The 20,471-nt window shown below is 73.8% G+C and carries 19 protein-coding genes and 7 tRNA genes; 10 read left to right on the forward strand and 16 right to left on the reverse strand.

All coding sequences use genetic code 11. The annotated features are described in order from the left end of the window. Window positions 1-18: 18 nt before the first annotated feature. Together ACIQFX_RS17980 and ACIQFX_RS17985 are read right to left on the reverse strand one after the other, a co-directional pair. Window positions 19-93 (reverse strand) — tRNA-Val (locus tag ACIQFX_RS17980). 54 nt (window positions 94-147) lie between these two features. After that, window positions 148-570 carry a TIGR02611 family protein gene (locus ACIQFX_RS17985; protein WP_402464126.1) on the reverse strand — a complete coding sequence of 141 codons (423 nt, stop codon included), beginning with the start codon at window positions 568-570 and terminating at the stop codon, window positions 148-150. Between the two features lie 190 nt (window positions 571-760). On the opposite strand from ACIQFX_RS17985, the gene ACIQFX_RS17990 reads away from it, so the two are divergent. Beyond that, entirely contained in the window at window positions 761-1,174 is a 414-nt protein-coding gene (locus ACIQFX_RS17990; RefSeq protein ID WP_015032345.1) for an SsgA family sporulation/cell division regulator, read from the forward strand. Between the two features lie 191 nt (window positions 1,175-1,365). Continuing rightward, complete coding sequence (locus tag ACIQFX_RS17995; RefSeq protein ID WP_376488816.1) at window positions 1,366-1,923, forward strand: CGNR zinc finger domain-containing protein; 558 nt, start codon at window positions 1,366-1,368, stop codon at window positions 1,921-1,923. Window positions 1,924-1,945: 22 nt separating this feature from the next. On the opposite strand, the gene ACIQFX_RS18000 is transcribed toward ACIQFX_RS17995, so the two are convergent. Together ACIQFX_RS18000 and ACIQFX_RS18005 are read right to left on the reverse strand one after the other, a co-directional pair. Next, window positions 1,946-2,110 (reverse strand): hypothetical protein, encoded by a 165-nt coding sequence (locus ACIQFX_RS18000; protein ID WP_402464129.1) that lies wholly within the window; start codon window positions 2,108-2,110, stop codon window positions 1,946-1,948. A gap of 111 nt (window positions 2,111-2,221) precedes the next feature. Continuing rightward, window positions 2,222-2,638 carry a hypothetical protein gene (locus ACIQFX_RS18005; RefSeq protein WP_402464131.1) on the reverse strand — a complete coding sequence of 139 codons (417 nt, stop codon included), beginning with the start codon at window positions 2,636-2,638 and terminating at the stop codon, window positions 2,222-2,224. A gap of 148 nt (window positions 2,639-2,786) precedes the next feature. On the opposite strand from ACIQFX_RS18005, the gene ACIQFX_RS18010 reads away from it, so the two are divergent. Further along, the gene (locus tag ACIQFX_RS18010) at window positions 2,787-3,302 is read left to right on the forward strand and encodes a DsbA family protein (RefSeq protein ID WP_402464133.1); all 516 of its coding nucleotides are present in this window, start codon (window positions 2,787-2,789) and stop codon (window positions 3,300-3,302) included. A gap of 180 nt (window positions 3,303-3,482) precedes the next feature. Here the strand turns inward: ACIQFX_RS18010 and ACIQFX_RS18015 are convergent, their stop codons facing one another. The 3 genes from ACIQFX_RS18015 to ACIQFX_RS18025 form a co-directional block, all read right to left on the reverse strand. Next, window positions 3,483-4,322: a GNAT family N-acetyltransferase gene (locus tag ACIQFX_RS18015; RefSeq protein WP_402464135.1), complete on the reverse strand. Its 840-nt coding sequence runs from the start codon at window positions 4,320-4,322 to the stop codon at window positions 3,483-3,485. 100 nt (window positions 4,323-4,422) lie between these two features. Next, window positions 4,423-5,253 carry an aminotransferase class IV gene (locus tag ACIQFX_RS18020; protein WP_402464137.1) on the reverse strand — a complete coding sequence of 277 codons (831 nt, stop codon included), beginning with the start codon at window positions 5,251-5,253 and terminating at the stop codon, window positions 4,423-4,425. Further along, window positions 5,250-6,317, reverse strand: a complete 1,068-nt coding sequence (locus ACIQFX_RS18025; RefSeq protein WP_402464139.1) for a chorismate-binding protein — start codon at window positions 6,315-6,317, stop codon at window positions 5,250-5,252. Before ACIQFX_RS18025 ends, ACIQFX_RS18020 begins: the two co-directional genes overlap by 4 nt. Before the next feature lie 233 nt (window positions 6,318-6,550). On the opposite strand from ACIQFX_RS18025, the gene ACIQFX_RS18030 reads away from it, so the two are divergent. The 6 genes from ACIQFX_RS18030 to ACIQFX_RS18055 all read left to right on the forward strand — a co-directional run bounded on the left by ACIQFX_RS18030 (window position 6,551) and on the right by ACIQFX_RS18055 (window position 7,120). Next, a tRNA-Gly gene (locus ACIQFX_RS18030) sits at window positions 6,551-6,623 on the forward strand. A 39-nt stretch (window positions 6,624-6,662) separates the two neighbouring features. After that, window positions 6,663-6,736, forward strand: a tRNA-Cys gene (locus ACIQFX_RS18035). Window position 6,737: 1 nt separating this feature from the next. Continuing rightward, window positions 6,738-6,809: transfer RNA gene (locus ACIQFX_RS18040), tRNA-Val, on the forward strand. A gap of 34 nt (window positions 6,810-6,843) precedes the next feature. Beyond that, window positions 6,844-6,915 (forward strand) — tRNA-Val (locus ACIQFX_RS18045). Window positions 6,916-6,944: 29 nt separating this feature from the next. Next, window positions 6,945-7,016 (forward strand) — tRNA-Val (locus tag ACIQFX_RS18050). Between the two features lie 29 nt (window positions 7,017-7,045). Beyond that, window positions 7,046-7,120 (forward strand) — tRNA-Val (locus tag ACIQFX_RS18055). Window positions 7,121-7,231: 111 nt separating this feature from the next. Here ACIQFX_RS18055 and ACIQFX_RS18060 read toward each other — a convergent pair. The 3 genes from ACIQFX_RS18060 to ACIQFX_RS18070 all read right to left on the reverse strand — a co-directional run bounded on the left by ACIQFX_RS18060 (window position 7,232) and on the right by ACIQFX_RS18070 (window position 9,084). Continuing rightward, window positions 7,232-7,516 carry a zf-TFIIB domain-containing protein gene (locus tag ACIQFX_RS18060; RefSeq protein WP_376488809.1) on the reverse strand — a complete coding sequence of 95 codons (285 nt, stop codon included), beginning with the start codon at window positions 7,514-7,516 and terminating at the stop codon, window positions 7,232-7,234. Window positions 7,517-7,562: 46 nt separating this feature from the next. After that, window positions 7,563-8,588: a phosphotransferase gene (locus ACIQFX_RS18065; RefSeq protein WP_402464627.1), complete on the reverse strand. Its 1,026-nt coding sequence runs from the start codon at window positions 8,586-8,588 to the stop codon at window positions 7,563-7,565. A gap of 328 nt (window positions 8,589-8,916) precedes the next feature. Then, the gene (locus ACIQFX_RS18070; protein ID WP_362564892.1) at window positions 8,917-9,084 is read right to left on the reverse strand and encodes a hypothetical protein; all 168 of its coding nucleotides are present in this window, start codon (window positions 9,082-9,084) and stop codon (window positions 8,917-8,919) included. A gap of 493 nt (window positions 9,085-9,577) precedes the next feature. Between ACIQFX_RS18070 and ACIQFX_RS18075 the strand changes: the two genes are divergently transcribed. Next, window positions 9,578-10,810 carry a protein kinase gene (locus tag ACIQFX_RS18075; protein ID WP_402464142.1) on the forward strand — a complete coding sequence of 411 codons (1,233 nt, stop codon included), beginning with the start codon at window positions 9,578-9,580 and terminating at the stop codon, window positions 10,808-10,810. 155 nt (window positions 10,811-10,965) lie between these two features. Here the strand turns inward: ACIQFX_RS18075 and ACIQFX_RS18080 are convergent, their stop codons facing one another. The 6 genes from ACIQFX_RS18080 to ACIQFX_RS18105 all read right to left on the reverse strand — a co-directional run bounded on the left by ACIQFX_RS18080 (window position 10,966) and on the right by ACIQFX_RS18105 (window position 20,381). Beyond that, window positions 10,966-11,784, reverse strand: coding sequence for a TrmH family RNA methyltransferase (locus ACIQFX_RS18080; protein WP_376488807.1), 819 nt, complete (start codon window positions 11,782-11,784; stop codon window positions 10,966-10,968). An 88-nt stretch (window positions 11,785-11,872) separates the two neighbouring features. Next, a complete protein-coding gene (cobA, locus tag ACIQFX_RS18085) occupies window positions 11,873-13,114 on the reverse strand; it encodes a uroporphyrinogen-III C-methyltransferase (RefSeq protein WP_402464144.1) in 1,242 nt (413 codons plus the stop codon). A gap of 302 nt (window positions 13,115-13,416) precedes the next feature. After that, window positions 13,417-17,016: a nicotinate-nucleotide--dimethylbenzimidazole phosphoribosyltransferase gene (cobT, locus tag ACIQFX_RS18090; protein ID WP_402464146.1), complete on the reverse strand. Its 3,600-nt coding sequence runs from the start codon at window positions 17,014-17,016 to the stop codon at window positions 13,417-13,419. Between the two features lie 331 nt (window positions 17,017-17,347). After that, window positions 17,348-18,616: a precorrin-6y C5,15-methyltransferase (decarboxylating) subunit CbiE gene (cbiE, locus tag ACIQFX_RS18095; RefSeq protein WP_402464148.1), complete on the reverse strand. Its 1,269-nt coding sequence runs from the start codon at window positions 18,614-18,616 to the stop codon at window positions 17,348-17,350. A 72-nt stretch (window positions 18,617-18,688) separates the two neighbouring features. Beyond that, the gene (locus tag ACIQFX_RS18100) at window positions 18,689-19,324 is read right to left on the reverse strand and encodes a GNAT family N-acetyltransferase (RefSeq protein WP_402464150.1); all 636 of its coding nucleotides are present in this window, start codon (window positions 19,322-19,324) and stop codon (window positions 18,689-18,691) included. A gap of 196 nt (window positions 19,325-19,520) precedes the next feature. Beyond that, on the reverse strand, window positions 19,521-20,381 hold the full coding sequence (locus ACIQFX_RS18105) for a MetQ/NlpA family ABC transporter substrate-binding protein (RefSeq protein ID WP_402464152.1): 861 nt from the start codon (window positions 20,379-20,381) through the stop codon (window positions 19,521-19,523). Window positions 20,382-20,471: the final 90 nt, after the last annotated feature.

Consider the following 20,471-nt stretch of genomic DNA (forward strand, 5'->3'; position numbering starts at 1 on the left):
CCGGGCCTTCGTGCCGGGTGGTGGGCGATACTGGGATCGAACCAGTGACCCCTTCGGTGTGAACGAAGTGCTCTCCCGCTGAGCTAATCGCCCGGGCACACCCAGAACATTACCCCATGTCAGCGGGGCTCCCGAACCACCGCGGGATCACTGATCGATCTTCCACGGCATGACGAAGCCGAACTTCCAGAGATAGACGCCGAGCAGGGCGGCGATGATCACCAGGCCGACGGTGGTGAGGATGATGTTCCTGCGGCGGACCTTGGGGTCGAGGGCGCGCTGGGCGGCCTCGGTGACCTTCCGCTTGGTCCAGCGGAGCACGAGCTGCGCCCAGACGAACTCGGTCGCCCAGATCGCCATGCCGCCGAAGATGACCAGCCAGCCGGGGCCGGGGAGCGGCAGCATCACCACGCCGGCGCCGACCACGGCGAGTCCCACGATGAAGACGCCGACCTGCCAGCTCACATGCAGGCTCCGCCGCGATTTGATGAACTCCGGTGCGCGCGATCCCAGCTCGGCCTCCTGGCCGCCTGCGGACTCCTCGGCGCGCTCGTCACTCTCCGCATTCATGCACTCCAACCTACCGGACCGGAGAGCACCACCGGAATGGCGGTATTACCCAAAGTTACACGCGCCCATACGAGCTACCTGAACGATCACAAAACCGACAGAGGGGTTTACAACGCCACCGGAGGTGGCATGTCGATTTCGCCGACGTGCGAATCCCCGAGCGCACACTGAGCGAAAGGCCCTGGCGCTTATGAACACCACGGTCAGCTGCGAGCTGCACCTGCGCCTCGTTGTGTCGAGCGAGTCCTCACTGCCTGTACCCGCGGGCCTGCGGTATGACACGGCCGATCCCTATGCCGTGCACGCCACCTTCCACACCGGAGCCGAGGAGACGGTCGAGTGGGTCTTCGCCCGCGACCTTCTCGCCGAGGGGCTGCACCGGCCCACCGGCACAGGCGACGTCCGCGTCTGGCCATCACGTAGTCACGGCCAGGGAGTCGTCTGCATCGCGCTGAGCTCACCCGAGGGAGAAGCCCTGCTCGAGGCCCCGGCGCGGGCCCTGGAGTCGTTCCTCAAGCGGACCGACGCCGCCGTGCCACCGGGCACCGAGCACCGGCACTTCGACCTCGACACCGAGCTCTCCCACATCCTGGCCGACAGCTGAGCCAGGCCGACAGCCGCACGGCGCCGTCCGACTCGGGGCGACGGCGCCGCGCGGACAGTCACACAGGCACGACATCCGGCGCTCCCACCGTGCAGCCGGCACGGTGGCGGGCGCCGCTGTCGTTTTCCGGGTCGCGCTAAAGTCAGCGCCATTCCGCGGGCGCCCGCCCGCGGCCGGCCAGGGAGCGAATCGTGCTGATCCCCCACGACACCCGGATCGCCCTCGACACCGTCGTCGATCTGATGAACACCGCGCCGCAGGGCGACCGCGCCGACGAGCTCGCGGACATCGCGGGACTGCACGCCTTCGTGCAGGCGCACAAGATCAGCGACGTGGGCGACCTCGGCCCCGACGACCTGCGGGCCGTGCGGGAGGTGCGCGAGAAGTTCGCGGCGGTCTTCTCCGCCCCCGAGGCCCGGATCGCGGCCCCCCTGATCAACCAGCTGGTGGCCGGCGCGGGCACCACCCCGCAGCTCACCGACCACGACGGCTACGACTGGCACGTGCACTACTTCGCGCCGGGCGCCTCGGTGGCGGACCACCTCGCGGCCGACTGCGGCATGGCCCTCGCCTTCATCGTCGTCGGCGGCGAACAGGAGCGACTGCGGCGCTGCGAGGCGCCGGACTGCGGCCGGGCCTTCGTCGACCTCTCCCGCAACCGCTCGCGCCGCTACTGCGACAGCCGCACCTGCGGCAACCGACTGCACGTGGCCGCGTACCGGGCGCGTCGCAAGGAAGCGGCCGGCTGACCTCCCGACGCGGCGCGGGCGGTCACAGCACGAAGAGATCGTGCAGGGCCGCCGTCAGCAGCAGACAGCCGATGACCGCCAGGAAGATCATCAGCGGTGGCTGGGAGAGCGCGAACAGGCAGCCGCGCGGCTCTTCGGCAGGGGCATCGGGGGAGGCGGGCAGGGGTTCCCGCGAGGTATCCAGCATCTCGGGGGGATGATGACGCACGGCGCGCCCGCGAAATCCCGCAACACGCCCCACGGTAGGGGCTGTTCACCCCTTCCCGTGGATCGCGGGAACGGGAACCGCCAGAAGCGATCAGATTCCGTGCTTCTTCAGAATCGCCTCGATGTCGCTGAAGTCCTCTCCCGACGCCTGTCCGGCCCGCGGCTTCGCCGCGGTCACCCCGCGCGAGGACGCCGAGGCGGCCGGCGCGACGGCCTTCGGCTCCGCTCCCCCGGTCGTCTCCCTGCGGCCGCCCCGGCGGCGCTCCACCGCCCTGGTCGACAGGAAGAGCAGGAAGGCGAGGCCCAGCACGCCGAACCCGGCCCACGCCACCGGACTGAACGCCGTGTCCACGATCCACTCGACGGCGCCCGTCATCACCAGGCCGAGCGGCACCAGCGAGTAGGCCGCGATTCGCGCCGCCGACAGGAACCGCTTCCGGTAGGCCGCTATCGCGGCGATGCCCAGGCCCGCCGCGGACACCGCGGAGCAAATGGTCTCGGCGAGCATGCGATCCTCCAGGTCCCGGGTGATACGTCCCTTCCATCCTGCACCGGAGGGACCGCCGCGGGCCACGCCCCGGGCCATGTCTCAGGGAGATCTCCGGGTCGCCCCGGCCGGATCTCCTCCCCAGGTCCCGGTGAGGGAGACTGCTGTCATGAGTGACTCCACCACCGCACCCGCCTCCCCCGTCGTCCTGGAGGCGTGGTTCGACCTCCAGTGCCCCGACTGCTTCGCGGCCCTCGACGACGTCCGCGCGCTCCGCGAGCGGTTCGGCGACCGGCTCGACGTACAGCTGCGCCACTTCCCGCTGGCGAAGCACAAGCACGCGTACGCCGCCGCGCAGGCCGCCGAGGAGGCCGTCGAGCAGGGCAAGGGCTGGCCGTACGTGGAGGCGCTGCTCGCCAGGACCGCGGAACTCGGCGACCGGGGCGAGCCGGTCCTGCTCGAAGTGGCGAAGGAACTCGGCCTGGACGCCGAGGAGTTCGACACCGCCCTGATCGACGGCCGCCACCTGCTGACCGTCGACGCGGACGAGGCCGAGGGCAAGGCCGTCAAGGTCACCGGCACCCCGACCTACGTCATCGACGGCGAGCGCCTGGACGGCGGGAAGAGCCAGGAGGGCCTGCGGGAACGCATCGCCGAGATCGCCGACCGCCTCCTGAACGGCTGAGCAACCGGACCGTCGCGACCTCGGGCGACCGAGCCGGGCCGCCGGGCACGCGGGCGACCGAGCCGGGCCGCCGAGCGCACGGGCGGGTGAGCCGCGCAGGCAGGCGCAACCCGGCCGCCGAACGGGCAGGCCGGCGAGCAGTCCGGGCGCCGGGCAGGCAGGGCGCCGGGCCCGCGGGGCCTAGCGCAGTTCCTTGGCGCTGTTGACGAGCGTCGTGCGGTAGCCGAGGGATTCGTAGAGGCGGATCGCCGGGGTGTTGCCCGCGAAGACGTGGAGTCCGAGCCGGGTGTCCCCGGCTTCCCGCGCGACCCGCTCGGCGAGCAGCATGAGTGCCCGGCCGTAGCCGCGGCCGCGGTGGCCCTCGTCGACCTCGATGTCGTACACGAAGGCGGCCCACTCACCCGGTTCGAGTTCGATGCGGCCGGTCCAGAGGAAGCCGGCGGGCAGGCCGTCCCGGACGACGACGTGGATCGCGACGCCGGGGGTGGCCAGGCCTTCGGGGAGGTACCGGCGGTGGCTGTCCTCGGCCTTGGTGCGGGCCTGGTCCTCGGGGACGCCCCGGTCGATCCAGCTCTGCGCGAAGCCCTCCTTGGCCCGCGCCTCCCACTCGGCGTACTCGCCGTCGTTCATCGGCCGGACCTCGACGCCCTCCGGCAGGGCCGGCGGCTCGGCGGCCAGTTCCTTGACCATGTTGCGGCTGCGCTCGGTGTAGCCGAGCGAGCGGGCCATGCTCAGCGCCGCCTCGGCGTCGGCGGGCACCGATATCTGCACCTCGACGCAACCCCAGCCCCGCAGCACCTCCTCGGAGGCGAGCGCGGCGACGGTGCCCCGGCCCCGCCGGCGGTCCGGCTCGTCGACCCGGATCTCCTCGATCACTCCGGAGGCCGCCCCGAAGCGGGGGTCGGTCGCGAGTCGGACGGAGCCGACCCGGCGGCTGTTCACGCACACGTCGTAGACACGGGAACGGCCGCCGTCGGGCGTCTGCTGAAGCGGCTCGGCCGGCCGCAGGGTGGTGGTCATCAGAGGAGTTCTACCCACCCCGGGGCCGTCCGTCATCCGGATTTACGGGGCCTTCTCCGCGACGCCCGGACCCGCGCACGCGGGTGTCCGGGCATCGGGCTCACGCGAGCCGCGGGTCGCGGTCGCGGGCCGCGCGCTCGTCGAAGATCCGCATCGCCTTGGCCGTGACCGGGCCGGGCGCGGGCGTGAACTCCCGCCCGTCGACGCGGTGGACGCCCTGGACGTCGCGGAGGGTCGAGGTCAGGAAGACCTCCTCGGCGGTCTCCAGGACGTCCATCGGCAGGTCGGTCTCCTCGGCGCCGGTCCACTCCACGGCGAGGGCGCGGGTGATGCCGGCGAGGCAGCCGGAGGAGACCGGCGGGGTGAGGATGCGGCCGTCGACCACGACGAAGACGTTGGAGCCGGTGCCCTCGCACAGCTGCCCGACGGTGTTGGCGAAGAGCGCCTCGGAGGCCCCCTGCTCGCGCGCCCTGGCGAGGGCGACGACGTTCTCGGCGTACGAGGTGGTCTTGAGCCCGGTCAGGGCGCCGCGCTCGTTGCGCGTCCAGGGCACGGTGATCACCGCGGTGGAGTCGGCGCGGCGGCCGGTCCCGCCGACGGCGACGACGAGGCTCGCGCCGGAGTCGCCGCGCTCCGAGCCGAGCGGGGAGAGTCCGCCGGTGTACGTGATGCGGAGCCGGCCGAGTTCCACCGGGTTGGCCTCGAGCACGGCGGCGACGGCCGCGCGGACCTCGTCGAGGTCCGGGTCGGGCAGGCCGAGGCCGCGGGCCGAGCGGGTGAGGCGCTCCAGGTGGAGCGTCAGAGCAAACGTTTCCCCACGCTCGGTCTTGACCGTCTCGAAGATGCCGTCGCCGACGGTCAGCCCGTGGTCCAGTACGGAGACCCGGGCGGTCTCCTCGTCGTGCAGCCCGCCGTTGACCCACAGTTTCATCGAGAAATGGCCTTTCCACTCGCCTCACGGGCGCCCGACTCGTCGCCGCCCGACGCTATCGCGACCAGCCGGGACGCCTTCAGCTCGGTCTCCTCCCACTCGCGCTCCGGGTCGGACCCCCAGGTGATCCCGGCGCCGGTGCCGAAGCGGAGGACGCCCTGGGGGCGGTCGATCCAGAAGGTGCGTATGCCGACGGCCAGCTCCGCGGTGCCCGCGTCGGCGTCGACCCAGCCGACGCCGCCGCAGTACGGGCCCCTGGGCGCGGTCTCCAGCGCCTCGATGATCCGCAGCGCGCTGGACTTGGGCGCCCCGGTGACGGAGCCGGGCGGGAAGGTCGCGCCGAGCAGCTCGGGCCAGCCGGCGTCCTCGCGCAGGACGCCGGTGACGGTGGATACGAGGTGGACGAGGCCGGGGTGCTCCTCGAGCGAGCAGAGCGCGGGGACGGCGACGGAGCCGGTCTCGCTGACGCGTCCGAGGTCGTTGCGGACCAGGTCGACGATCATCACGTTCTCCGCGTGGTCCTTGGGGAGCAGGTCGGCCGCGGTGCGTCCGGTGCCCTTGATGGGGCCGGAGGAGATCCGGGACCCCTCCCTGCGGAGGTAGAGCTCAGGGGACGCGGTCGCGATCTCCACGCCGTGGGCCGGCAGGCGGATCGTTCCGGCGTAGGGGGCGGGGTTGCCCCGGGCGAGCAGCGCGGTGAGGGCGTCCACGTCGGCGGCGGCCGGGTCGGGCAGCGGCGCGGTCAGCACCCTGCAGAGGTTCGCCTGGTAGACCTCGCCGCGCGCGATGTGCTCGCGCACCCGCCGCACGCCCGCGGTGTACGCGGCGCGGTCGAGGGAGGACGTCCAGTCACCGGCCGCGGGACCGCGCCAGGCGCCGGGGACGGGCGCGGGCACCGGGTCGGGCCGCACGTCTCCGAAGCGGGCGCACGTGAGGCGCCCTTCGAAGTCCGCGCAGACGGCCCAGAAGCCGGCGGAGTCCAGGGCCTCGGGGTCGTGGGTGACGTCCCGGAGATCGGTCGCGACGAGGCCGCCGAAGCGGGCCAGAGGAGCAAGGTCGTACACGCATCGAGTCTAGGTCCGCCGACGCCGGGCCACCGGTGGCGCACTTCACGGGGGCTGCGCGCCACCCGGGGAACACGGCGAGTGAACGCCACGGGAACCCTCCGGGGTGCCCGGCCGGGCACCCCGGTCGCCCCGCAGGTCAGCACGCTGCGGAAACGCGTTTTTGTGCTGGCCCAGGAATCCGCTAGAGTTCAACACGTCGCCGGGACGCGCAAGCGGAACGGAAACGACAAGCGGACGTGGCTCAGTTGGTAGAGCATCACCTTGCCAAGGTGAGGGTCGCGAGTTCGAATCTCGTCGTCCGCTCGATGTGGGGGATCTTCCCGAACCCCCGTATTCACTCCTGGTGGAGTGGCCGAGAGGCGAGGCAACGGCCTGCAAAGCCGTCTACACGGGTTCAAATCCCGTCTCCACCTCCAAGGACGATTAGCTCAGCGGGAGAGCGCTTCCCTGACACGGAAGAGGTCACTGGTTCAATCCCAGTATCGTCCACTGGACCTTCGGGTCCTGGGTCTTCGGATCCCCCGCGCGATTAGCTCAGCGGGAGAGCGCTTCCCTGACACGGAAGAGGTCACTGGTTCAATCCCAGTATCGCGCACTCACTTCCCGCACCTTCGGGTGCGTCCCGCGCGATTAGCTCAGCGGGAGAGCGCTTCCCTGACACGGAAGAGGTCACTGGTTCAATCCCAGTATCGCGCACTCACTTCCCGCGCCCTCGGGTGCGTCCCGCGCGATTAGCTCAGCGGGAGAGCGCTTCCCTGACACGGAAGAGGTCACTGGTTCAATCCCAGTATCGCGCACCATTCGACGAAGCCCCCGGCCGCAGCTCGCGGTCGGGGGCTTCGTCGTCTCGCCCGGCAGGCGTGAGCGGCGGTCGGTACCCGTGGGTGCCGACCGGTTCCGCCCGGGAGGGGTCAGGAGGAGAAGAGCATCCGCCCGAAGCCGCGCTGGCGGTAGTGACCGCCGCCGTGGTGGCCGCCGTGGTGCGGGGCGCCCCAGGCGGGGGCGGCGGGGGCGGGCTGCGCCGGGTAGGCCGGCGGGGCGGGCGGGGCCTGCTGGGCCCACTGGGACTCCAGGCGGGTCAGGGCCTCCAGCTCGCCGAAGTCCAGGAATATGCCCCGGCAGCCGCTGCACTGCTCGATCTGGACGCCGTTGCGGTTGTACGTGTGCATGGCCGCATGGCACTTGGGACACTGCATGCTCGGCTCAACTCCCTGACATTGCCGTTCGAATGGTGGCCTCACCTTACGTGGACGCCGGATCGGCCGATACGGTTCGATGTCCCGCGATACGCGCACACGTGTCGACCATCACGGCCTCGACCTCGTCGAGTTCACGGCGCCCGGCCGTCGCCTTGGCCACGGCCAGCGCGGCCGTCTGCACCGTCAGGGCCCGGGCCGGTACGTCGAGGCGCACCCACGGGTCGGCCCCCACCGCCGGACCTCCCGCCTCCTGGTACGCGCCGAGGAACCGCGACCAGACCTCCGGCGGCAGGATGCCCGCGGCGAACCACGCGGCGGGCCGGGCCAGGTCCCACGCGGGATCGCCCCACCCGACGTCGTCGATGTCGATCAGCCGCCACCGCCCCGGCGCCCGCCCCGCCTCGGGCCCTTCGTCGCGGACCAGTTGACCCAGGTGGAAGTCGCCGTGGCAGAGCGTCCGGTGAGCCGGAGCGGCGCCGTCGCCCTCCGCGCCCGGCGCTCCGTCGCGGTCCCGGCCGGGGAGCGTCCCCCAGGCGTCGAGGACGGTGGCGGTCGCCGGGTGGCCCGGCGCCGCCCGGACCATCCGGTCCACGGCGAGCGCGACCTTCACCCGGGCCCGCATCTCCGGCGGACCCGACGCCGATCCGCCCGGCGCCGATCCGCCCGGGGGTGGTGTCCGGTGGAGGGCGGCGAGCAGCCGGGCCGCCTCCTCCCAGGGCGCGGCGTCCGGGTCCGCCGGGTCGACGGGAGACCCGTACGGCCAGACCGTGACGGGTCGGCCGCCGAACCGCTCCGGCGCCTCGGGCCCGGGGTCCGCGAGCGGCGGCAGGAAGACGGCGGCGACGTCCGGGTGCCCGGCGAGCGCGAGCCGGGCCCGGTGCGCCTCCGGGTCGGTGTCCGGGGCGTGCGCCTTGACGACGAGGCCCCCGTGCCGCACGACGGTCCCGTCCTCCCGGTCGGCGAGCACCCCGACGGTTTCGCCCGGGCACCGGCACGGCGCACCCGCCCCGTGGGCGGCGTCCCGCGCGACGGCGGCGAGCCGGTCGAGCGGGACCCGCGGGCCGGGCAGGATCGGCGGGTTCGGGTTCGGGGCGACGGATTCCACGCGGGGAGCGTACGGGGTGGGGCCAGGAGCGCGCGGGGTGGGTCGGGAGCGCGCGGGGTGGGTCGGGAGCGCGCGGGAGGGGCAGGAACGTGCGGGGACGGCGGGAGAGCGCACGGAGGCGGGGGCGTGCGGAGAGGGTCGGGAGCGTGCGTGCCCGGCGCGGGGAAAGCGCGAGGGCCGGTCAGCTCCCCAGCTGACCGGCCCCACGCTGCCGTCCGCCGCACCCCCGTCCCCACGGGGTTGATGGCCGGATGTCCCGACCCGGGCCGCTCTCCCGGGTCCGGGGCGCCGCTCAGCGCCCCAGCATCACGCCCACGGACGACGCCTGTGTGACCACCGCGTCCCAGCCGCCGAAGACGACTACGAGCAGGGCCGCGAGAGGGAGGACCATGGCGGTGGCCACCAGGGGGTGGCGCTGGCCCGAAGGCCGGGTGCTCGTCCGCGGTGCCGTGAAAGCCATGGTTCCTCTCCTGTCGTGTGTCGGCGCGGCGGGTGCGTGACCTCGGGGGACGAGTGCTGCACCCGCCGCTTGACTTCAAGATTAGAGAGCGGGGGGCTCCCGGACGTCATGCCCGCGTACCGACTTGCGGGCCTCCCGGAGGATGAGGCCCGCCCGTGCGGCGTACTCCCCTGGGTGGAGACGGGGGCTCCGATCACGGGGTCTTCCCGGAGGGGACGGGGTGGGAAGCGTGACTTCGCTCACTTCGCGGGGCGGGGTCCGCGGGCTTGCGCCGGCCGGCCCGGCGGACGGGTCGGCGGGCCGTCGCGCCTGGTTCGCGACGTTCCGTCAAGTTGGTTCCGGGCAAGGGGGGTTGGAAAATGCCGCCGTCCCGTGCGGTGCCGTGGTGTTCCCGCCAGCACTGACAATCGATCCCGGCCGAGGGCGCGGCCTATGAGCGCGTGCGGGCGCCACTACGTAAGCTGTGCCACGTCGAACGGACGAGGGGACGGACATGGCGATGATGCGGCTCCGGCGCGAGGATCCGCGGATCGTCGGGTCGTTCCGGCTCCACCGCAGGCTGGGGGCCGGCGGGATGGGCGTCGTGTACCTGGGGTCCGACCGGCGCGGCCAGCGGGTGGCGCTGAAGGTGATCCGGCCGGATCTGGCCGAGGACCAGGAGTTCCGGTCGCGGTTCGCCCGCGAGGTGTCGGCGGCCCGGCGGATCCGCGGCGGTTGCACGGCCCGGCTCGTCGCCGCCGACCTGGAGGCCGAGCGCCCCTGGTTCGCCACGCAGTACGTGCCCGGCCCCTCGCTGCACGACCGGGTCGCCGAGGAGGGCGGGCTGCGCGCCGCCGACGTCGCCTCGATCGGGGCCGCGCTCTCGGAGGGCCTGGTCGCCGTCCACGAGGCCGGTGTGGTGCACCGGGACCTGAAGCCGTCGAACATCCTGCTCTCCCCCAAGGGCCCCCGCATCATCGACTTCGGCATCGCGTGGGCCACCGGGGCCAGCACCCTGACCCACGTGGGCACGGCGGTGGGTTCGCCCGGCTTCCTCGCCCCCGAGCAGGTGCGCGGCGCGGCGGTCACGCCGGCCACCGACGTGTTCTCGCTCGGTGCCACGCTCGCGTACGCGGCGATGGCGGACTCCCCCTTCGGGCACGGCAGTTCCGAGGTCATGCTGTACCGGGTGGTGCACGAGGAGCCGCAGCTGCACGGGGTGCCGGACGCGCTGGCGCCGCTGATCCGCGCCTGTCTCGCGAAGGACCCCGAGGACCGGCCCAGCACGCTCCAGCTGTCGATGCGGCTCAAGGAGATCGCGGCGCGCGAGGCGCAGGGCCTGCCGGTCTCGCGGCCGCCCGTGCAGCGCGAGCGGACCGAGGAGCGGAGCCCCGCGCGGCCGACGGAGCGGTACACCGAGCGTGACACCTACGGGCGGGACCCCGAGCGCGGTGCGGACCGCGACCGCGGTGCCGAGCGTGATCGGGGTGCCGAGCGTGATCGGGGTGCGGACCGCGAGCGGACGGCGGGGCGTGGTGCCGGGCCGTCCTCGCGGCCTTCCGGCGGGTCGCGGACCGGTGGTTCGCGCCCCCAGCCGCGTACGGGCACCCGGCCGGGCGCCCGCTCGACCTCGACGGGCCGCCGCCCCGCCAACCCGCGGCTGCTGCGCCAGCGGCTCTTCGTCTTCGTGGTCGTGACGCTGGTCGTGGCCCTGGGAATCGCCGCGGCCCAGGCCCTCCAGGGCTAGGACCGGCGGGCCGGGACGCACGTCGCCGGGACCGGCGGGCCGAGGCCTGCGGATACAGGCCTGTCAGGGGCCGACGAGGCCGGGGCCCGCAGGCCTGGAGGTCCGGCCGGTCGGCAGGTCGGGGAGATCCGGCGGGTCGGGGAGACCCGCCGGTGTCAGGACTCCGGGCGGCCCGTGGCGACCGCGTAGAAGGCGACCGCCGCCGCCGCGCCCACGTTGAGGGAGTCGACGCCGTGGGCCATGGGGATGCGGACCCATTCGTCGGCGGCGCGCAGGGCCTGGGTGGAGAGGCCGTCGCCTTCGGCGCCGAGCATCAGGGCCACCCGGTCGAGCTTGTGCGGGGCGGCCTCGTCGATGGAGGTCGCCTTCTCCGCCGGAGTGAGGGCGAGGAGCTTGAAGCCCGCCTCCCGTACGGTCTCCAGGCCCCGGGGCCAGGTGTCGAGGCGGGCGTACGGGACGGAGAAGACCGCGCCCATCGAGACCTTGACCGAGCGCCGGTAGAGCGGGTCGGCGCAGTCCGGGGAGAGCAGGACGGCGTCCATGCCGAGGGCCGCGGCGCTGCGGAAGATGGCGCCGATGTTGGTGTGGTCGTTGACCGACTCCATGACGACCACGCGCCGGGCGCCGACGAGCAGTTCGGCGGCGTCCGGGAGCGGCTTGCGCTGCATGGAGGCGAGCGCGCCCCGGTGCACGTGGTAGCCGGTGACGCGTTCCGCAAGGTCGGGCTGGATCGCGTACACCGGCGCGGGGACCTCGTCGATGACGTCCCGCATGACGTCGACCCACTTGGCGGAGAGCAGCATCGACCGCATCTCGTACCCCGCCTGCCTGGCCCGGCGGATGACCTTCTCGCCCTCCGCGATGAACAGGCCCTCGGCCGGCTCGCGTCTGCGGCGGAGTTCGACGTCGGTCAGGCCGGTGTAGTCGCGCAGGCGCGGGTCGTCGGGGTCGTCGATCGTGATGAGTTCGGCCACGAGGTGATACTGCCTTGTCCGGGGTGTGGTGCCAATGTGTACGCGGGGTTCGGTTACCCCTGGTTACGCCGTGCGGGCGCCTCCGCGGTCACTTCACCAGCTTGTCCGGGCCCTCGGTGACGACCTCGCCGATGACGATGACGGCCGGCGGACGGACCTCCTGCGCCGTGACGGTCTCGGCGACCGTCGCGAGCGTGGCGTCGACCCGGCGCTGGGTCGCGGTGGTGCCCTCCTGGACCAGGGCCAGCGGGGTGTCGGGGCTCTTGCCGTGCGCGATCAGCGCCTCGGCGATCTTCCCGATCTTGTCGACGCCCATGAGGATGACGAGGGTGCCGGTGAGCTTCGCGAGGGACGCCCAGTCGACGAGCGAGCGCGGGTCGTCGGGCGCGACGTGACCGCTGACCACCGTGAACTCGTGGGCCACGCCGCGGTGCGTGACCGGGATGCCGGCCGCGCCGGGCACCGAGATCGAGCTGGAGATGCCCGGGACCACCGTGCAGGGGATGCCCTCGACGGCGAGCGCCTGCGCCTCCTCCATGCCCCGGCCGAAGACGAACGGGTCGCCGCCCTTGAGGCGGACGACGGACTTGCCGGCCTTCGCGTACTCGACGAGCGCGTTGTTGATGGCCTCCTGGGCCATGAAGCGGCCGTACGGGATCTTCGCCGCGTCGATCACCTCGACGTGCGGGGGCAGTTCGTCCAGGAGGTCGCGAGGGCCGAGCCGGTCGGCGATGACCACGTCCGCCTCGGCGAGCAGCCGGCGGCCGCGCACCGTGATGAGGTCCGGGTCGCCGGGGCCGCCGCCGACCAGCGCGACGAAGGGCTCGCGGGTGCGGTGCGCGGGCGCGGCGATCGAACCGTCGCGGAGGCCCTCGACGATCGCGTCGCGCACGGCGGCGGAGCGGCGGGGGTCGTGGCCGGTGAGCACGGCGACGGTGACGCCCGCGTCGCGGCCGGTGGCCGGGGTCCAGGCGGTGGCCGCCTCGGCGTCGTCGGCGCGCACGCACCAGGTGCGGGTCCGCTCGGCCTCGGCGGAGGCGGCGGCGTTCGACTCCGGGTCCGTGGTGGCGACCAGCGCGTACCAGGTGTCGGCGAGGTCGCCGTCCTCGTACCGTCGCTTGGTCCAGCGGATCTCGCCCGCCTCGGCCATCGCCTCGACGGAGGGGGTGGCCGACGGGGAGATCAGCGTGATGTCGGCGCCCGCGGCGATCAGCGCGGGGAGCCGGCGCTGGGCGACCTGCCCGCCGCCGAGGACGACGACGCGGCGGCCGGCGAGGCGCAGTCCGACGGGGTAGGCGGGGTGCTCGGGGTGCGCGGCGGGCTCGGCCATGGGTGAGCGGCTCCTCGGAAGGACGTGTACGGGGCCGCTGCTGCGGTGAAGCGGCTGGTGGGGCGCGTTGTGTGACCACGATATCCGTGACCCGCGGGCGGCAGGGTGTGACGGATCTCCCGGTGGACGGGGTGACGGGTCGGCGTTCCGGGACCGCGCCGGGGGCGCGCATGGTCCACGGGCTCGGGGACCCGGGGCGGCGCCTCCCGTGGAGGACGCCGCGGATCACGCCGAGAGGTCCCGGGCGCGGTTCCCGGGCGTCCCCCGCTCGCCGGGGCGGGTGGGGGACGCGTCGGGTGGTGCTACTTCTCGGTGACGCCCGCCGAGTCGAACGTGGCGACCTCGTGCATCGCGCGGGCCGCGCTCTGCACGAGCGGGAGCGCGAGCAGCGCGCCCGTGCCCTCGCCGAGGCGGAGGTCCAGGTCGACAAGCGGGCGCAGGCCCAGCTTGTTGAGGGCCGCCACGTGGCCGGGCTCGGCGCTGCGGTGGCCGGCGATGCAGGCCGCGAGCGACTCGGGTGCGACGGCCCGGGCCACGAGCGCCGCCGCGCCGGTGGAGACGCCGTCGAGGATGACCGGGGTGCGCAGCGAGGCGGCGCCCAGGATCAGGCCGACGAGGGCCGCGTGCTCCAGGCCGCCGATCGCCGAGAGGACGCCGATCGGGTCCGCCGGGTCCGGCTTGTGCAGGTCGAGGGCGCGGCGCACCACGTCGACCTTGCGGGCGTGCGTCTCGTCGTTGATGCCGGTGCCGCGGCCGGTGACCTCGGCGGCGTCGACCCCGGTGTACACCGAGATGAGCGCGGCGGACGCGGTGGTGTTCGCGATGCCCATCTCGCCGGTGAGAATCGCCTTGTTGCCGGCCGCGACCAGGTCACGGGCGGTCTCGATGCCGACCTCGATCGCGGCCAGCACCTCCTCGCGGGTCATCGCGAGGCCGGTGGTGAAGTCGCCGGTGCCGGGGCGGACCTTGCGGGGCAGGAGTCCGGGGGTGGCCGGGAGTTCGGAGGCGACGCCGACGTCGATGACGCAGACCTCGGCACCGACCTGGTTCGCGAAGGCGTTGCAGACCGCTCCCCCGCCGAGGAAGTTGGCCACCATCTGGCCGGTGACCTCCTGCGGCCAGGGGGTCACGCCCTGGGCGTGGACGCCGTGGTCGCCGGCGAAGATCGCGACGGCCGCGGGCTCCGGGATCGGCGGCGGGCACATCCGGGAGAGTCCGGAGAGCTGGGCGGAGATGATCTCCAGCATGCCGAGCGCGCCGGCCGGCTTGGTCATCCGCTTCTGCCGCTCCCAGGCCTCGCCGAGCGCCTTGGCGTCCAGCGGGCGGATGTTGGCGACGGTCTCCTGGAGCAGGTCGTGCGGCTCCTCGCCGGGCAGGGCGCGGCGGCCGTACGTCTCCTCGTGGACGACCCAGGCCAGCGGGCGGCGCTTGGACCAGCCCGCCTGGGCCAGCTCGGGCTCGTCGGGGAACTCGTCGACGTAGCCCACGCAGAGGTACGCGACGACTTCGAGGTGCTCGGGAAGGCCGAGGGCGCGGACCATCTCGCGCTCGTCGAAGAAGCTGACCCAGCCGACGCCCAGGCCCTCGGCGCGGGCGGCGAGCCAGAGGTTCTCGACGGCGAGCGCCGAGGAGTACGGGGCCATCTGCGGCTGCGTGTAGCGGCCGAGGGTGTGGCGGCCGCCCCGGGTGGGGTCGGCGGTGACGACGATGTTGACCGGGGTGTCGAGGATGGCCTCGATCTTCAGTTCCTTGAACTGCTTGGCCCGGGCCTTCGGCAGCGACTTGGCGTAGGCCTCGCGCTGCTTCTGGGCCAGCTCGTGCATCGTCTGGCGGGTCTCCGCGGAGCGGATGACCACGAAGTCCCAGGGCTGCGAGTGGCCGACGCTGGGGGCCGTGTGGGCGGCCTCCAGGACGCGGAGCAGCACCTCGTGCGGGATCGGGTCGGAGCGGAAGCCGTTGCGGATGTCGCGGCGCTCGCGCATCACGCGCAGCACGGCCTCGCGCTCGGCGTCGCCGTACCCCGGGGCGGGCGCGCTCGGCGCGTCCTGCTCGGCGGGAGCGGCGGCCGCGTCGGTGACGGCCTCGACCTCGGCCTCCGGGCCGACGGCGGCCACGGGCTCCGTCTCGGTGTCCGCGGGGGCTTCCACCGGGGTCTGCTCGGTCTCGGCGGCCACGGCCTCGGCCACGGCCGGTGCGGCGGCCACGGGCTCGACGACCTCGACCTCGGGCAGGTCCGTCTCCTCGGCCGGCACGGCCTCGGCGACGACCTCGGCCGGCTCCTCGACCACGGCGGCGACGGCCTGCGGCTCGGGGGCCTGCTCGGGCAGCGTCTCCGGGGTCTCCTCGGGGGCCTGCTCCACCGGGGCCTCCGGCGCGGCGACGACCTCGGGGACAACCTCGACGGCGGGCTCGGCGACGGGCACGCCGACCGCCTCGGGCGCCTCCGCCGGTACGGCGACGGGCTCGGCCTGGGCCGCCGGCTCGGGAGCCTGCTCCGGGGCCTGCTCCGCCTCGGGCGCGGGAGTGGCGGCCTCGGGCTCCACGGCGTCGGCCGGCGCGGGCACGGGTGCCTCGGCGACGGGCTCGCCCTCGCGCGGCGCGGGCACGGCGGCCGGGGCCTCGACGACCGCGGGGGCCTCCACCGGCGTCTCCACCGGCGTCTCGGCCAGCATCTCGGTCTGGGTCTCGACGACCGCTTCGGCGGCGGGCTCCGCGAGGACGGCCTCGGCGACGACTTCGGCAGCGGGCTCCGCGGCGGCTTCGGCGGCGGGCTCCGCGACGACGGCCTCGGCGACGGCCTCGGCAGCGGGCTCCGCGACGGCTTCGGCGGCGGGCGCGACGGCCTCGGCCTGGATCTCGGCGGCCGGCTCGGCGGCCGGGGACGGCTCCTGCGCCTCGGCGACCGGCTCCGCGACCGCGTCGGCGGCCGGGGTCGGGGCGAGGTGCGGGGCGGTCGGGACCGTGCCCTCGACCTGCACGAACTGACCGTTCGGCGGGACGACCGTTTCTGCGGGGAAGACGGCCTGGGGCGCCGGCGCCTCCTGCGGCTGCGCGGCCCACGGCTCGGCGCCCTGCGGGGCGACCTGCTGGTCCTGCGGGACGTCGAAGTACTCGGGGCCGGTCGTCGGCGGTCCCGGGGTCCGTACGGGGACGGGCGCGGGCTCGGTGGCCACGACCGGAATCGGCTGCGGGGCCGGGGCGGGCGCGGCGGCCGGGCCGCGGTCGGCCAGCGAGAGCACGACGCCACCGGTGGCGTCGGGCACGGGCGGGCCCATGTGCAGCGGGCGGCGGGCCGGCGGCGGGACATGGGCCTGGGCGGGCGGCGGCACGCGGACGCCGCCGAGGTCGACGGAGCCGGTGTCGCGGCCCGCGGCCTCGTGGGCGCCGGTGTCGAGGATGCCGGGTTCGTAGCCGTGGTCGGTGACCACGGGCTCGTACGACGCCACGGGGACGCCGTGCGCCGGGGTGCCGACGGGGTGACCGAGCGGGACTCCCTGCGCCGGGGTCTGGCCCTGCGGGGCCGTCAGCACGTCGGCGAGGGCGACCGAGTCGGGCAGCGGACCGGTGAGCGGGTCCGGCAGGGGGCCGGTGAGCGGGTCGCCCGTCGGGGGCGCCAGGTGCACGGCCGGCTGGGGCACGCCCTGGTGCGGCGTCGCCTGGTTCGGGACCACGGGCGCCGCCTGCGGGGCCGGTACGGCGACCGGCGGCGCGGGCACGACGCCCGGCGGGTGCTCGCTCCAGGCGCCCTGCGCGCCCGGCATGAGAAGCAGGTCGTCGTCCTCGGCGGTGTGCTCGGAGGGGTCCAGGAAGGTGTACGCGCCCGGTGCGGGGATGCCCGGCTGCTCCACCATGCCTGCGTTCTCCGGCAGTCCCTCGCCCGGGACCTGGCCGGTGTCCGTCATGCGTACCCCTCGCCCATCGCTTGTGCTCCTTCAGACCTGCGCCCGTCGACTACAACGAGCGCGCGCGCCGCGCGGCACGAAGGACACGCGGACACCCACTCATTGTCGCGGTCCTGTGCCATCGTGGCAGGGAGATCCGCCACGGTGCGCTGTGGACTGCGCCACGTCGCGCGGTCCCCCCTTGTCCCGCACCGCATCAGCGGCACAAAACAGCCACCAATTCAGGACATTGAGGCACAGAGCGCCGAACGTCCGGGTGCGGTACAACAATCGGCCAGCCTACCCTGCCCCGGCGGGGCGGCCGGGTCGCGGGTGGAGAACCCTCCGGTAGCTAGGAGGCGGCCGATCTGCGGCCTGCCAGCAGGAAGACGACCGAGCGCTCGCGTTCGGACCAGTCGGACGGGTCGAGGTCGACGGTCTGGAGCAGGAGGCTCTCGACGGCGTAGCCGCCGTCGGCGAGGGCCGCGCCGACGGCCTCGGCCTCGTCGCGGGTGGAGGCGTGGGTGACGATCCGTTCCGGACGCCGGTCGGCACAGGCCCTGACGACGGGGACACCGCCGCCCGACACCCGTACGACGTCGGGTTCGGGAAGACGTTCGAGGACGTGCGGGGCGCGGCCCTGGACGGTCTGCAGGGGGACGCCGTGGCGGCGGGCGGCGGACTCGGTGCGGGCGCAGGCGACCGGGTCGGCGTCGACGGCGATGACGGCGGCGCCGAAGCGGGCGGCCTCGACGGCGAAGGCTCCGCCCGCGCAGCCGACGTCCCAGACGAGGTCGCCGGTCCGGGGGCCGAGGCGGGCCAGCTGGGCGGCGCGCAGGGCGGGGTCCTCGCCCGCGGTGGTGCGCGCCCCGCCCGGCGCGACGGCGCCGGGGCCGGTCGCGGGGCCGCGGCCCTCGGGGGCGTACTCCTCCGTGGGCAGGCCCCAGCCCCGTACGGGGCGGACGGCCGGGTCCTGGCCCGTCAGCCAGGCGGCGCCGGGGGCGACGGAGCCGGTGCTGCCGCCGCCGATGACGAGGACGACGTTCGGGTCGCGCCAGATGTGGTCGGCGGCCTTGTCGGAGGTGAGGACGGAGACCTGTTCGCGGTCGGTGCCGAGTTCCTCGCAGACGACGAAGGTGCGGTGGACGCCGTCGAGGAGGAGGGCGAGTTCGGCCGGCCCGGCGCCGGGCGAGGTGAGGACGGCGACCTTGGGGTGCGCGCGGCAGACGTTGACGGCGCGCCGGAGGGTGCGCTGGTGGGCGACGACGACGCGGGCGTCCTCCCAGGGCATGCCGGCCCGGGCGAAGGCGGCGGCGACGGCGGAGACGGCGGGCACGACCTCGATCTCCAGGCCGTACTCGGGGGCGCGCAGGGTGCGGACCACGCCGAAGAAGCCGGGGTCGCCGTCGGCGAGGACGACCGCGGTGCCGCGGTGGCCGGCGATGCGGCGGGCGGCGAGGTCGAGGCTGCCGAGGCGGATGCGCTCGGCGTCGCGGGGGATCTCGGGCAGCGCCAGGTGGTGGGCGGCGCCGGCCACGAGGGTGGCGGCGGAGAGTGCGGACCGGGCCGCCGTGGTGAGGGGCGAGCCGTCCCAGCCGATCACCGTGACGCGGTCGGCCATCGTCGTCGGTCTCCTGTGGTGTTGTCGCAGGTGGGGGGCTTGCCGAGCGTACCCCGGGAGGGTCCCGGGGGCTCAGCTCCAGTCGGTGTACGAGGAGTAGCCGGCCTCGGCCATCTGGTCGGCGACGCCGTCGAGGTCCTCGGGGAGGAGGCCCCAGACGATGAAGTCGGTACGCAGGTCGGTCCAGCTGCCGTCCTCGGTGCGGGTGCGCGCTATGCAGGCGTTGCGCAGGACGCCCTCGCTGATGCAGCCGATCTTCTGGGCGACCTGCTGGGAGGCGGTGTTGTCGGCCGCGGTGCGCAGCTCGATCCGTTCGAACCCCTGGTCGCCGAAGAGCCACTGGGCGGTGGCGAGCGCGGCTTCGGAGGCGTAGCCCTCGCCGCGGGCCCAGGGGGCGATGATGTAGGACATCTCGGTGGAGCGGACGCGCCAGTTGGTGCTGCCGAGTTGGACGATGCCCACCAGACGCTGGGTCAGGAACTCGGTGACGGCGAGGTCGAGGCCCCGGCCGGCGGCGCGTTGGGTGGGGGCGTACTCGGTGATCCAGCGGCGTGCGGCGGCCTCGGTGTAGGGCTGGGGCACGGCCGTCCAGGCGGCGACCATCTCGTCGTTCATCATCTCGGCGAGGGCGGGGACGTCCGCCTCTTCGAGCGCGCGCAGCACCAACCGGTCCGTGTTGATGGAGATGTCCGGAAAGGTGGTAGTCATGCGCAGCTCCATGCCGTGGACCGTCCGAATCGAGCGTGAACGCACAGCATGCAGCATGCGACCGTCGGTGCGCATGGCCGGGTGGGGTGTGGCGAAGGCCCCGCGCACCGGACGGGATGCGGGGGGCCTTCTGCACAAGGACTGTACGGGGGAACCGGTCTGACGGTCCCTCGGACTCCGGAGGTCGGGGCGGACCTTACTTCGCGGCGCCGAAGGCCGGGATGACGGAGCCCTTGTAGGTGTCCTCGATGTACTTCTTCACCTCGGGCGAGTTGAGGAGCTCGGCGAGCTTCTGCACGCGGGCGTCCTTCTCGTTGCCCTCCTTGACGGCGAGGAAGTTGGCGTACGGGTTGCCGTCCGCCTTCTCCAGGACGAGGGCGTCCTTCGCCGGCTGGAGCTTGGCCTCGATGGCGTAGTTGCCGTTGATGACGGCGGCGTCGACCTCGTTCAGGGCGCGGGGCACGGTGGCGGCCTCCAGCTCCTTGAACTCCAGGCCCTTCTTGTCGGTGATGTCGGAGATCTTGGCGTTGGTGCCGACGCCCGGCTTGATGGTGATCAGGCCGTTCTCGGCGAGCAGCTGGAGCGCGCGGCCGCCGTTGGTGGTGTCGTTGGGGACGGCGATGGTCTGGCCGGCCTTGATGTCCTTCACCGACGTGAGGTTCTTGGAGTAGAGGCCCAGCGGCTCCAGGTGGACGTTGACCACCGGGACGATGTGGGTGTTGTTCTTCTTGTTGAAGTCGTCGAGGTACGGCTTGTGCTGGAAGAAGTTGGCGTCGACCTGGCCGGACTCGGTGGCGGTGTTCGGCAGGACGTAGTCCGTGAACTCCCGCACCTCCAGCTTCAGGCCGGCCTTCTCGGCCAGGTTGTCCTTGACGTAGTCGAGGATGTCGGCGTGGGGCGTCGGGGACGCGGCGACGACGAGCGCCTTGGAGGTGTCACCGGAGCCGGCCGCGTCCTTGCCGGAGGACGGGTCCGACGAGGTGCCGCAGGCGGTGAGGCCGAGGGCGAGGGCGGCGGTGGCGGCGATACCGGCGGTGAGCTTGATGTTCTTACGCACGAAGAGTGCCTCTTTCCGGTGGTGCGGTGGACGCCTGGACAACAAGTCCGGGCTGTTTCTTCGAAGGACGAAGTCTGGGTGGCCGGGGGG

It is taken from the genome of Streptomyces sp. NPDC093089 (assembly GCF_044754405.1).
Taxonomy (GTDB): domain Bacteria; phylum Actinomycetota; class Actinomycetes; order Streptomycetales; family Streptomycetaceae; genus Streptomyces.

Excerpts from the sequence above, each read along its gene's own strand:
- ACIQFX_RS17985 (WP_402464126.1), bottom strand. The coding sequence starts at position 570 with ATGAATGCGGAGAGTGACGAGCGCGCCGAGGAGTCCGCAGGCGGCCAG.
- ACIQFX_RS17990 (WP_015032345.1), top strand. The coding sequence starts at position 761 with ATGAACACCACGGTCAGCTGCGAGCTGCACCTGCGCCTCGTTGTGTCG.
- ACIQFX_RS18000 (WP_402464129.1), bottom strand. The coding sequence starts at position 2,110 with ATGCTGGATACCTCGCGGGAACCCCTGCCCGCCTCCCCCGATGCCCCT.
- ACIQFX_RS18005 (WP_402464131.1), bottom strand. The coding sequence starts at position 2,638 with ATGCTCGCCGAGACCATTTGCTCCGCGGTGTCCGCGGCGGGCCTGGGC.
- ACIQFX_RS18010 (WP_402464133.1), top strand. The coding sequence starts at position 2,787 with ATGAGTGACTCCACCACCGCACCCGCCTCCCCCGTCGTCCTGGAGGCG.
- ACIQFX_RS18015 (WP_402464135.1), bottom strand. The coding sequence starts at position 4,322 with ATGACCACCACCCTGCGGCCGGCCGAGCCGCTTCAGCAGACGCCCGAC.
- ACIQFX_RS18020 (WP_402464137.1), bottom strand. The coding sequence starts at position 5,253 with ATGAAACTGTGGGTCAACGGCGGGCTGCACGACGAGGAGACCGCCCGG.
- ACIQFX_RS18060 (WP_376488809.1), bottom strand. The coding sequence starts at position 7,516 with ATGCAGTGTCCCAAGTGCCATGCGGCCATGCACACGTACAACCGCAAC.
- ACIQFX_RS18070 (WP_362564892.1), bottom strand. The coding sequence starts at position 9,084 with ATGGCTTTCACGGCACCGCGGACGAGCACCCGGCCTTCGGGCCAGCGC.
- ACIQFX_RS18075 (WP_402464142.1), top strand. The coding sequence starts at position 9,578 with ATGGCGATGATGCGGCTCCGGCGCGAGGATCCGCGGATCGTCGGGTCG.
- cobA (WP_402464144.1), bottom strand. The coding sequence starts at position 13,114 with ATGGCCGAGCCCGCCGCGCACCCCGAGCACCCCGCCTACCCCGTCGGA.
- cobT (WP_402464146.1), bottom strand. The coding sequence starts at position 17,016 with ATGACGGACACCGGCCAGGTCCCGGGCGAGGGACTGCCGGAGAACGCA.
- cbiE (WP_402464148.1), bottom strand. The coding sequence starts at position 18,616 with ATGGCCGACCGCGTCACGGTGATCGGCTGGGACGGCTCGCCCCTCACC.
- ACIQFX_RS18100 (WP_402464150.1), bottom strand. The coding sequence starts at position 19,324 with ATGACTACCACCTTTCCGGACATCTCCATCAACACGGACCGGTTGGTG.